This is a genomic window from Brucella oryzae, from assembly GCF_041929965.1.
GTDB classification, from domain to species: Bacteria; Pseudomonadota; Alphaproteobacteria; order Rhizobiales; family Rhizobiaceae; genus Brucella; species Brucella oryzae.
The window spans coordinates 86,693-99,047 of sequence record NZ_JBHEEO010000010.1; the positions used below are offsets into that span (position 1 = coordinate 86,693).

Genomic DNA, 12,355 nt, shown 5'->3' on the forward strand with positions numbered 1-12,355 from the left:
GCGAACAAAAGCGCGGCGTGAGACACGCCGCGCCTGATGATCTTGCGAAGGATTGCGCTTACGCCGCCTTTTTCGTTTCAGCCTTGTAAGGGTTGAAACGCTGATAGAAGGTTTCGCCGTTTTCGGCCATGTCGACGAGAAGCTTCGGCGCCTTGAACTGCTGGCCGTATTTCTTCTGCAAATCCTTGGCGAGCTTGACGAATTTCTTTGCGCCCATGCCATCGATATAGGAAAGCGTGCCGCCTGTATAAGGCGCGAAGCCGAAGGCGAGGATCGAGCCGACATCCGCTTCGCGCGGATCGGTGACAATGCCTTCTTCCATCACGCGGGCAGCTTCCAGAGCGATGGTGACGAGGAAGCGTTCTTTCAGCTCCTTCACGTCGATCTTGTCCGGGTTCTGCTGCGGATAGAGATCCTTGAGCCCCGGCCACAGATGCTTCTTGGCAGGCTTAGCCGGATAGTCGTAGAAGCCCTTGCCATTCTTGCGGCCCTTGCGGTCGAACTCGTTGACGAGACGGTCCACCAGCTCCACATGGCGCGGATCGACGGCTTTTGGCCCAAGATCCGCAAGCGTAGCTTTCAGAATCTTCTGTGACAGGTCGATAGCGGTTTCGTCATTGAGCGCCAACGGACCGACCGGCATACCGGCCATGCGGGCGGCATTTTCAATCATCGCAGCCGGGACGCCTTCAACGAGCATGTTGTAGGCTTCCGACATATAGCGCAGCACGCAACGATTGACGTAGAAGCCGCGCGTGTCGTTGACGACGATCGGCGTCTTCTTGATCGCGCGGACATAATCGAGCGCGACGGCCAGAGCCTTGTCCGAGGTCTTCTTGCCGAGGATCACTTCCACCAGCATCATCTTGTCGACCGGCGAGAAGAAGTGGATGCCGATGAAATTCTTCGGACGCTTCGAGACCTTGGCAAGGCCAGTGATCGGCAGGGTCGAGGTGTTCGACGCGAAGATCGCCGAAGATTTCAGCACTTCCTCGGCCTTCTCAGTCGCGACGCGCTTGACTTCGCGATCCTCGAACACGGCTTCGATCACCAGATCTGCACCTTCGAGAAGCGCATAATCCGACGTCGCGGTGATGAGCGACAGAAGCTTTTCCTTGTCGGCTTCCGTAGCACGGCCCTTCTGCATTTCCTTGGCGATGAGGTCTGCCGTATGCGCCTTGCCCTTGTCGGCGGATTCCTGATCGCGGTCGATCAGCACGACCGGAATGCCTGCCTTGGCGGTAACATAGGCAATGCCTGCACCCATGAAACCAGCGCCGATGACGCCGATTTTCTTGAGCTTGGTCGGCTTTTCATCCGCCGGTCGGCGTGCGCCCTTGTTCAGTTCCTGCAACGACACGAACAGCGAACGGATCATCATGCCCGCTTCGGTCGTCTGGAGGATTTCCGTGAAATAGCGCTGTTCGATCTTAAGGCCGGTATCGAACGGCACCAGAAGGCCCTCATAGACAGACTTCAAAATGGCGAGCGCCGCTGGATAGTTGCCCGATGTTTCACGGCGCAGAATGGCGGTTGCGGCAGGCCACAGATTGGCGCCAGCGGCTGAATAGATCGCGCCGCCGGGCAGCTTGAAGCCCTTTTCATCCCAGGGCTGAACCGGCTTGAGGCCGCCCTTGATGAGCTTCTTTGCGGTTTCGACCAGCTTCTTTGCCGGTGCGACTTCCGTGACGAGACCCATTGCCTTGGCGCGCTGCGCCGTCAGGCTGGAGCCGGTCGTCATCATCTGAAGCGCATCCTGCTGGTTGGCAAGGCGCGGAACGCGCTGCGTGCCGCCAGCGCCCGGAAACAGGCCGACCTTCACTTCCGGCAGCGCGAGCTTCACGCCCGGCGCATCCGACACCACACGCGCATGGCAGGAAAGCGACATTTCAAAAGCGCCGCCCATGCAGGTGCCGTTGATAGCCGAAACCCATGGCTTGCCACTGGTTTCCAGCTTGCGGAACAGACCACTCATCTTGCCGACATTGTCGAACAGGGTCTGAACCGCGCCCTGCGGGTCCTTGGCCTTCTGCTTCTGGAATTCTTTGAACATGCCTTCTAGCATGGTCAGGTCGGCCCCACCGGAGAAGCTTTCCTTGCCGGATGTTATAACAGCACCCTTGATCTTGTCGTCGGCAACCACCGCGTCGATGATGGCGTTCAGTTCCTGCATCACCTCGACGGTGAAAACATTCATCGACTTCTCAGGCATGTCCCAGGTAACGAGGGCAATGCCGTCGGCGTCGGTCTCAACTTTGAAATTCGTGTAAGCCATTCGTAAAAACCTCCCTCGCCCTTATACGCGCTCGATGATCGTCGCCGTGCCCATGCCGGCACCGATGCACAAGGTCACCAGCGCGGTGTTGAGATCACGGCGTTCCAGCTCATCCAGCACCGTACCGAGGATCATAGCGCCGGTTGCGCCGAGTGGATGGCCCATGGCAATAGCGCCGCCATTAACGTTGATCTTGTCGTGCGGAATGTCGAAAGCCTGCATGTAGCGCAGGACCACAGCGGCAAAGGCTTCGTTCAGCTCGAACAAATCGATGTCCGAGATTTTCATCTTCGCCTGCTTGAGCAGCTTCTCCGTCACATCGACAGGGCCGGTCAGCATCAGCGCCGGTTCGGAGCCGATATTGGCGAAAGCACGAATGCGCGCACGCGGCTTGATGTCGAAGGCCTTGCCAGCCTTCTTCGAACCGACCAGAACACCCGCCGCACCATCGACGATGCCCGACGAATTACCGGCATGGTGGACGTGATTGACCGTTTCGATTTCCGGATGGGCCTGAATGCCAACGGCATTGAAGCCGCCCATTTCGCCCGGCATCACGAAAGACGGGTTCAACTGGCCCAGCGCCTGCATATCGGTCGTCGGGCGCATATGCTCGTCATGGTCGAGAATGGTCAGACCGTTCTGATCCTTGATCGAGATGACCGAATTCTTGAAATAGCCCTTTTCCCACGATTTGGCGGCGCGCTTCTGGCTTTCGACAGCATAGGCATCCACATCATCGCGGCTGAAGCCGTATTTCGTGGCGATCAGATCGGCGGAAACGCCCTGCGGCATGAAATAGCCGGGGAAGCCGACCGATGGATCCATGTACCATGCGCCGCCCGACATGCCCATACCGACGCGCGACATGCTTTCGACGCCGCCCGCAATCACCAGCTCGTCGGCCCCGAAGGCAACCTTGGCAGCAGCCAGATTGACCGCATCGAGACCCGAAGCGCAGAAGCGCGAAATCTGGATGCCCGGCGCCTTGAAGTCGTAACCAGCTTCAAAGGCGGCAGAACGCGGAATGACCGCACCTGCTTCGCCGACCGGATCGACGCAGCCGAAAATAATGTCATCCACCTTTGCGGTGTCGATACCGTTGCGGTCGCGCAGGGATTCCAGAACCTTCGCGCCCAGACGCACGGCAGGCACTTCATGCAAGGACCCGTCCTTCTTGCCACGTCCGCGCGGTGTGCGCACGTGATCGTAAATATAAGCCTCAGCCATGTTGACTCCTTCCCGCTAAATCCGAAATTTAGCTCAATCCCTAACTCAGAATGTGTCCGCGTTGAGCGCCATCATGCTATCCGCACCCGACTGGATGCGTGCGAGATGAGCAGCGCTTTCCGGCATGATCCGCTCGAAATAATAGCGTGCGGTAACAAGCTTGGCGTCGAGGAACGCCTTGTTGCCTTCGCCCGATGCGAGTTTTTCTTCCGCGACCTTGGCCATGCGCGCCCACATATAGCCCAGCGCCACCAGACCGAAGAGATGCATGTAATCATTGGAGGCAGCACCGGCATTGTCGGGCTTGGCCATCGCATTCTGCATCAGCCACATGGTAGCGGCCTGAAGATCGTTGAGACCCTTCTTCAGATGCTTGGTGAAGAAGGACAGCTTCTCGTTTTCACGATTGGCTTCGCAGAACTCGCCCACTTCCTTGAAGAAGGCCGTGACCGCGCGACCGCCGTTCAGCGCCAGCTTGCGACCGACCAGATCAAGCGCCTGAATGCCGTTGGCGCCTTCATAGATCATCGCAATGCGCGCATCGCGCACATACTGGCTCATGCCGTGTTCTTCGATATAGCCGTGACCGCCGAAGACTTGCTGCGCCATGACGGCATGTTCAAAACCCTTGTCGGTCAGAACGCCTTTCAGCACCGGCGTGAGCAGGCCGACCAGATCGTCGGCGGCCTGACGTTCCGCTTCATCGCCCGCGCGGTGGGCAATGTCAGAATGAAGCGCGATCCAGAGGATAAGCGCGCGACCGGCTTCGTTGAAAGCGCGGATGTTCATAAGGTTGCGGCGGATATCCGGGTGGACAATGATCGGATCGGCCTTCTTTTCCGGCGCTACAGCGCCTGAAAGCGCGCGGCCCTGAATGCGCTCGCGGGCATAAATTGCAGCATTCTGGTAAGCGGTTTCGGCAATCGAAAGCCCCTGAAGCGCCACGCCAAGGCGCGCTTCGTTCATCATGGTGAACATGGCGCGAAGGCCCTTGTTGGCCTCGCCGATCAGATAGCCGGTCGCCTCGTCATAATTCATGACGCAGGTGGCATTGCCGTGAATGCCCATCTTTTCTTCGATGGATCCGCAGGAAACGCCGTTGCGCTCGCCCGGATTGCCTTCCGCATCAAGAATGAACTTCGGCACGATGAACAGCGAAATGCCCTTCACGCCTTCCGGCGCGCCGTCAATACGGGCCAGCACCAGATGGATGATGTTTTCCGACATATCGTGTTCGCCAGCCGAGATGAAAATCTTCTGGCCGGAAATCTTGTAGGAACCGTCTTCCTGTGGTGTGGCGCTGGTGCGTAGCAGGCCCAGATCCGTACCGCAATGCGGTTCGGTCAGGTTCATCGTGCCGGTCCAGGTGCCTTCCACCATCTTCGGCAGATAGGTGTCCTTCTGCTCATCGGTGCCGTGGGTCAGGATCGCGGCAATCGCGCCCTGCGTCAGGCCCGGATACATGGTAAGCGCCATATTGGCCGACGACATATATTCACCAACGGCGGTATGCAGCAGATAGGGAAGCCCCTGCCCGCCATATTGCTCCGGCACGGCGAGACCAAGCCAGCCGCCTTCGCGATAGAGATTATACGCTTCCTTGAAACCCTTCGGCGTCGTAACCGAACCATCTGACGCGCGTTTGCAGCCTTCGCGATCGGCGGTCTGGTTGACCGGAAACAGGGTGCCTTCGGCAAGCTTCGCGCCTTCGGACAGGATTGCCTCGACGACATCGGGCGACGCGTCGGCAAAGCCCGGCAGATTGTTGTAGCGCTGATAATTCAGAACGTCGTTGAGAACGAAATTCGTATCCTCAACTGGCGCGCGATAGCTCGGCATAGAAATCCTCCAAATTCATCACCTGAGCCGTTCCGCGATGCTTGGAACGAGCCCGTAACCGCGTTTCATGCCTGCATGCCACACGATAGCGAAACGTTATGACAGCGCGCATGTTGCAACAAAAAAGGATGGTTTTCCGCGAAAAACAGCCAATTTTGCCACTTTTTGACCGAGCCTAGCACGAATTTTGCGCACGACCAGTCAACTCGACATCAAAGCTAACCTACTTTGACGTTTCCGTAAACGTCAAAAATTACACAAGTTTGTGCAGGATGGGGAAATGTTCGTTATTGTAAGCGCCACCTTGGTTTGTCCTCCTGCGCCTTGGTATGGGCATTTCGTTGAATTTGATTTGTCCACTTCGAGAAATTAAGCGGAATAGATCAAAGTTTCCCATTATTATCCTTGTTGTTATCGATCACCGGAGCAAAGTGCGTCGCGTACGCCTAATTCGCTGACAGACGTCCAACTCTTCATATCAGCGAAGAAACTGAGGAAATCCCGCCGTTTCAGACTTCGCAAGGATCCTGCCTCTACCGAACACAGATGATCACCACTCATGATTGAAGCAGATGTGTAAGCTGCCTTCCCTTATATGTTGAAAATCGGGCACAGCCAGTAGACCAAAAAACGTGGCCGATGTAGCTTCAGTCAAAAATCTCGGGCTTGGATAGACGAAAATTATGCTTGCGAATACTACGTACCCGCGCGGTTCCGAGTGGAGACTGTGGGATCTTCATATTCATACGCCAGCCTCATTTCACTGGGAAGGTGTGCGATTTATACCGGGCGATGATGTCCATAATAATGGAATTATCGACGATCTAATCGTCGCCCTAAATGAAGCGCAACCGCAAGTATTCGCGTTTATGGATTACTTCACGTTCGATGGATGGTTCGCCCTAAAGCGGAGATTGAAGGATCCGGCGGCTCCCAGACTCGAAAAAACAGTCTTTCCGGGAATAGAGCTTCGTTTGTCTGCTCCGATGCGCGGCAGGTTAAACGCGCATGTCGTTTTCTCTGATAAAATCGAAGATCAACACCTCCGAGATTTCCTTTCCGCTCAGAAGCTGGAGCTAATTAATCGCCCCTTATCGGACGTGGCGCTTGCAGACTACGCACGCCGTGCATCTCCGGAAAAACTCGCTCACCACGGCTTTAAGAAAGCTGACGTTGAAGCGGATGAAACGATAGCGCGCAAAGCGGGCTACACTATTGGTGAGATAAACTGCGATGCGTACAAGGAGGCAATACGTAAGGTCCCTGACGGAATGGCGGTTGGGTTTATGCCATTTTCGACGAATGACGGTTTGACCAAGATTGATCGCAATGACCATTACGCGTATTCGCTAAGCCTCTTCGAAACATCGCCAATTTTCGAGGCGCGCGACCACGATCATTGGGCTGCCTTCGCGGGTGTTCAAACTCCCGGAAACAAAAGCTGGTTTGCGGCCTTTCAAACAGCGTTGCAAAATGTGCCTAGGCTGGCAGTCTCAGGCAGCGACTCTCATCGTTTTCGCGGCGTTGCAGGCGATAACAACCAGCGCGGATATGGCGACTTTCCCTCAAATAAAAAGACGTGGATCAAAGCTGACCCCACGTGGGAAGGACTTTTGCAGGCAATTCGCGAACCTGCGAAACGGTCATTCATTGGCGCAATGCCGCCCAAGCTAGACTTGGTTAACTCCCTAAAAACCTTTTACATAGACAAGATCGCGATTAAAAAAGTATCGACCAGCACTTTCGCAGAAGATTGGCTCGATGGCGTTGAATTGAATTTGAATCATGACCTGGTTGCAATCATCGGGAATAAGGGTAGCGGCAAAAGTGCACTAGCAGATGTGATCGCCTTGCTTGGGAATTCACAACAGCAGAAGCACTTTTCCTTCCTTCAAGCCAAACGGTTCCGTGGAAAGAACGGTGAGCCAGCGCACCATTTCCAGGGAACATTGAACTGGCTTGCTGGAGAGCCCGGTTCGATGGTTCTGAGCGACAACCCGTCTGCAGAGCGCGTCGAGTTAGTGAAGTATATCCCACAGGGGCGTTTCGAAGCCCTGTGCAACGAACACGTCATGGGCACGTCCAATGCCTTCGAAAATGAGCTTCGATCCGTTATCTTCACCCATGTTCCCACCGAGGTAGCAGACGGGGCCCTAGATTTCGACCAACTTATTGAAAAGCAGGAAGAAGTTCATCGAGCTAAGGTTGGAGAACTCCGAAAGCGACTTCGAACGCTGAACGAGGAAATCGTACATATCGAGGATCAGCTGAATCCTGCGCTAAAATTGAACCTCCAGGAACAACTGTCGTTGAAACAACAGCAGGTCGCTGAACACAAGGCTGTTGAACCAAAAGAAGTCCCCGCCCCAACGGAAGAGCTTTCGATTGAGCAACAAGAGGCCTCATTACAACTTGTCTCCCTATCCGAAGAGATGGCGCAGATTACGGAAGCAATTGAGAAAACGAAAAGGCAGCAGGTCCTCAATACATCGAAACGGCGCTCTATCAAGAACATCAACGCTAGGGTTGCGATTTTTGAATCCCAATTAAACGAACTTCGGTCTGGCATCTCTGTGGACCTAATAAATATTGGCCTGCACATTGATGACGTCATTCAATTTAAGAATGACTCGGAAAAACTGATCGAAATGGAAAGTGCGTTGGCTGACGATAACGCTCAACTAATCGAACAGGCCGCTCAGTTTGAGAAGCAGAAGGAAGCAATGCACCAAACGCGGCAGGAGCTCGCAAGCAAGCTCAACGAACCTCAGCAAATGCACCAAGAGTATCTGGCAGCAAAGGAACGATGGCAGAGCACTTTGGCAACGCTGGAAGGTTCAGAAACCCTGGCCGAGAGTGTTCGGGGACTGACTGCCCGTTTGTCACAGCTGCAAGCCTTACCGGAGGCGCTTGGCAAGAAACGCGATGACAGACGCGAGTTGGCGGGTGAGATTTATGACCTTCTGGCCGCCCAGCGTGAAAGTCGGGCTGAACTATTCTCCCCTCTTCAATCCCTAATCCAAGGCAACACACTGATAAGAGAAGGATACAAGCTGGAATTTGTCGCCAAGCTCGGTGCTTCCGTGGAGGCGATTGCGTCTCGCTTGTTCAATCTGATCAAACAGAATGTCGGAGAGTTACGAGGAGAAGAAGAAAGTCTCGCCGCAGTGCGGTTGCGCTTTGAAAAGCATGACTTCACAGTGAGAGATCATGCGGTCCAGTTCGTCGACGATATGGAGGCTCTCGTGAGGGATGCTTCAAATCGGATATCAGGCGGTGGTGAAGGTATCCGCACTGTACTCCGCAAGGATCGTGAGCCCGTGGAAGTCTACGATTTCATATTCGGCCTGGAGTACTTGGAGCCAAAATATACCCTGCTTTTTCAAGACACCCAGATCGAGCAACTGTCACCTGGTCAGCGCGGTGCGCTACTGTTGATTTTCTACCTGTTAGTTGACAAAGGCCGGAATCCAATCGTTCTGGACCAACCAGAAGAAAATTTAGATAACGAGACCGTGGTAAGTTTACTTGTCCCGGTTCTCGAACAGGCAAAACAGAACCGCCAGATTATAATGGTCACCCACAATCCCAATCTCGCCGTTGTATGTGATGCTGAACAGATCATTTTTGCAGAGTTCGACCGAAAAGAAAATCCAAAGATCACCTACGTGTCCGGGGCAATCGAAGCGCCCATCATAAATAAACATGTTGTTACAGTCTTGGAAGGGACCAAGCCCGCGTTTAACAACCGAAGCCAGAAATATCATTAGTTTAGGATAGGTACCCAGTGTCGGCTCCAGATCCCAAAAAACAGAACGCGGCCAAGACAACCATCAGCCGCCTATTCAAAGACGCTGCTAATATTTGGGTCATTCATTACTCTTGCGAAAGCTTTTATGATCGAACAGACGGGCGCTCACCCCGCATAACCTCCATCGCGATCAGAAAACTTGATTCCGGCCAAACTGTCTCGTTCTCAATTCACCAAGTGGCTGAACTTGAAGGGATCAACCTGGCCGGAATTGCCGATCATTATGACGTTTTGGAAAGGAAGATGCTCGATGCATTCTTTCAGCACGTCGGCAGTCATCGCGGCATGAAATACCTTCACTGGAACATGCGTGATATAAATTACGGCTTCGCGGCAATCGAGCATCGACACCGAGCAATTTCTGGCAATCCTTACGTCATACCGGATGAAAGCAAATTTGATCTTGCTCGCCTTTTGATCGACATCTATGGCGTTGGATACACTGGACATCCACGACTGACCACGTTACTTGATAAAAACAATAAACAACCGCGCGATTTCTTGAATGGTGCGTCAGAGGCAGATGCTTTTGTACAAGGGAACTATGTTGGACTTCATCAATCTACGTTGCGTAAAGTGGACATTTTGGCCAACATCGCGGGGCGAGTAGCTGATGGGTCGCTAAAGACGAATACAACATGGTGGGAGATGCACGGCGGACGACTGCGCACATTTATCAGTTTCGCGGCGGAAAACCGACCTTTTCAGCTTGTTGCTGGTGCAGCTAGCATCGTCGGCCTCGTGATTGCTTTCCAACCTCAACTCCCTCAGGCCATAATACGCTCGTTGTCGTTTGGAGACTGATCTGCTGCTTCAGGCAATAAATTTTTATCAATGACAGCTGGGGCATCTGCCCCGCTAGACAAGGTTTCTTGGACTCTGACGACGCATCTCTAAGCTCTAAAAGCAACATGCTCATCGAATTACAATCTGGTTACCTGTGCGGAATCACGCGGTCTTATCCCAAGGCCGCAATGCTCAAAAAGCGTTCCGACAGAAATTTAGTTAGTCCAGCGCGTTCCACGCGGAAATGATGATTTTCGACACAGTATCTTCCTTACGTTCTGCTGAGCTCTCTCAAGTCGACTGTGCTCGACGCCGCACAAGACAAACGCACGCCGTCCAACAACGCTCTGGCAGGTCACAGGAGTGCGAGCTCCCTTGGATGTTCGCGATTGTGAGTTAACTCGCCCCCCTTTTGGGGGCTAATACTTATTCAATTTGGACCCCCCGCTAAATTTCATCCGAAGGACTGACTTTTAATCAGCGGATGGAGTGGAGAGTTGAAAAGAGTGGATACGACTGTTCGTGTACGGCGCGCCTTCCATGTTCAAGGTGGTCACCAGAGAGCTTCATGTTTCGCGTAATTCGGCGCGCAAAATACTGCGATCTGGTGTGACGGAGTTTTGTTACAAACGTGAACATCAGCCTTTTTCTAAGGTGGAGCCTTGGAAAGGGGACGTTGAACGTTTTCTTGTTTCCACCGATTGTCAGTTGAACGTCATTTTTGAAACAAAAGCATCACCGATTGAGAGCTGTGCGCTTCTCGTACTTCCTTCCAAAACAGTTCGTGTTTGGAGAGCATGCATGTCCGAAAGAGGTTCGGAAAGCGCATCGATGTTTAGTGCTCGGTGTTCTACGAAATTGAGGAACTCATTTTCAACACCGTATTCTAAGATAACGGAGTTTGAAACTCGGCCATTGATCCGGACTGCCTTTGCCAGATCCATTTTAATCTTTCGTCCTATATAGCTTTTACCATTAGACACGAATGCTATTCTGTCGCTCTTTCGATCTAGTTCTTCCTTCGCGCGATTTCGCTTTTGATCAACAATCCTTGTGCGCATGGATTCGAATCTGCTGCCCTTATAAGCTTTAGCTTTTGGACCTGTTCCAGCTGGAGCAGCGACCAGAGAGGATGTGTCGGGAAAACCTGCTAGACGTAGCACACGTCCGCTTACCCCTCTTGATATCGCATCGGAAGCAAAATCAAGGTCAGTTTCAGATACTGACCCTACCCCTTCACCTTCAGGATCAATAATCAAAAGTTCACTCGTATTTCTATCGCCCTCGACACCAATAAACAGACCAGTCGCCAATTTCTGTCCGGTGTGGCCGTTGGGGAAATTAATGGTTTGCTTTTGAGCCAGTGCCCCACTTGGAACCTGCGCACCAATACCTAGCTGCTTTTTCCGGTAAGCTAACGATGTCTGCGTCCCTTTACACTCGATTACATGCCAAACCCCGTTTAGGTCTTGCGCAACAAAATCAGGAGATTTTTGCGGACCTTGTTTCTTTGTTCCAACTGCTGTGAACCCAATAGTTGCATGCATTCTGTCTATGAAATATTTCCCATCCGCAATTGGACCGATTTGTAATTTCTGGAACAGCCAGTATATCGGTGCTCCCATTCCAAAGTCGTCACTCAGGATAGTTTTCTGATGTGCGTCGAGCTCATGAAAAGATTTAGTCAGTTGGAAATCTGCAGAATCCACCAACGCATGAATATACCTAACCCAAGCCCAGTATTCGCTAAGCGACACTCCAGACGCATAAGATGGCGTGGTCAGATATCCGATTGCTAGGAGCAAGGCGGGGATGTTTACGTCCCAAATCTGAGATCCGGCAGTAAATTCAGGTGGAAATGCTGGCAAATTAGGCGCTGGTGGCCACGTAGTCTGGTCAACATTCACGCGTAAATTTCTCTGCATCGTATTCTTGTCGCCCCCGTTTAAGCACTTATAGCTTGCTGTTCATTTCATATTCAATTGAAATCAGATTCAAACTGGCCCCCATCAGACGCAGATACTTCATCGCAAAATTTTTCCGAAAACAAGCCTGCTGGTTTTAGGGTTTTCGGTAACCTATTTTGCAATATTTCCCATTGGCTATAGCGATGCAACATCATCGAGCACGCCCACGAAGGAATCTATACTATTTTTAAGATTGCCCATCCTAAATTGTGCCTAATCATCGCCACATGATTTGCGCTTGTAGTCCAGTGGGAGCGGACCCCATAAGTAGCGATGGGGAGCGCGACCTTAGAGCTCAAGCAGCCCTCATCTCTTGAACCTTAGTAACGACACGAAAACTCCGCTCATGATATCGCAGAAACTTGCGAGAACGCTCATGTAGCGCCTGATCCGGAACCTTCGTGATCCGTAGGAACATGGTTGATTTACCGTAGCAGTATCCAAACG

At 52.8% G+C, this 12,355-nt stretch carries 6 protein-coding genes; 2 read left to right on the forward strand and 4 right to left on the reverse strand.

Annotated elements, in window-relative coordinates; genetic code table 11:
* Positions 1–58 precede the first annotated feature (58 nt).
* The 3 genes from JNC70_RS12865 to JNC70_RS12875 are packed head-to-tail and all read right to left on the reverse strand — an operon-like array spanning position 59 to position 5,344.
* A complete protein-coding gene (locus tag JNC70_RS12865; RefSeq protein ID WP_104757525.1) occupies positions 59–2,275 on the reverse strand; it encodes a 3-hydroxyacyl-CoA dehydrogenase NAD-binding domain-containing protein in 2,217 nt (738 codons plus the stop codon).
* 21 nt (positions 2,276–2,296) lie between these two features.
* Positions 2,297–3,505: an acetyl-CoA C-acetyltransferase gene (locus tag JNC70_RS12870; RefSeq protein WP_104757526.1), complete on the reverse strand. Its 1,209-nt coding sequence runs from the start codon at positions 3,503–3,505 to the stop codon at positions 2,297–2,299.
* 45 nt (positions 3,506–3,550) lie between these two features.
* Positions 3,551–5,344 (reverse strand): acyl-CoA dehydrogenase C-terminal domain-containing protein, encoded by a 1,794-nt coding sequence (locus JNC70_RS12875; protein ID WP_104757527.1) that lies wholly within the window; start codon positions 5,342–5,344, stop codon positions 3,551–3,553.
* A gap of 683 nt (positions 5,345–6,027) precedes the next feature.
* Here JNC70_RS12875 and JNC70_RS12880 point away from each other — a divergent pair.
* Together JNC70_RS12880 and JNC70_RS12885 are read left to right on the forward strand one after the other, a co-directional pair.
* Positions 6,028–9,114 (forward strand): TrlF family AAA-like ATPase, encoded by a 3,087-nt coding sequence (locus JNC70_RS12880; protein ID WP_374788602.1) that lies wholly within the window; start codon positions 6,028–6,030, stop codon positions 9,112–9,114.
* Between the two features lie 17 nt (positions 9,115–9,131).
* Positions 9,132–9,959 (forward strand): hypothetical protein, encoded by an 828-nt coding sequence (locus JNC70_RS12885; RefSeq protein WP_374788603.1) that lies wholly within the window; start codon positions 9,132–9,134, stop codon positions 9,957–9,959.
* 686 nt (positions 9,960–10,645) lie between these two features.
* Here JNC70_RS12885 and JNC70_RS12890 read toward each other — a convergent pair.
* The gene (locus tag JNC70_RS12890) at positions 10,646–11,848 is read right to left on the reverse strand and encodes a hypothetical protein (protein ID WP_374788604.1); all 1,203 of its coding nucleotides are present in this window, start codon (positions 11,846–11,848) and stop codon (positions 10,646–10,648) included.
* Positions 11,849–12,355 lie beyond the last annotated feature (507 nt).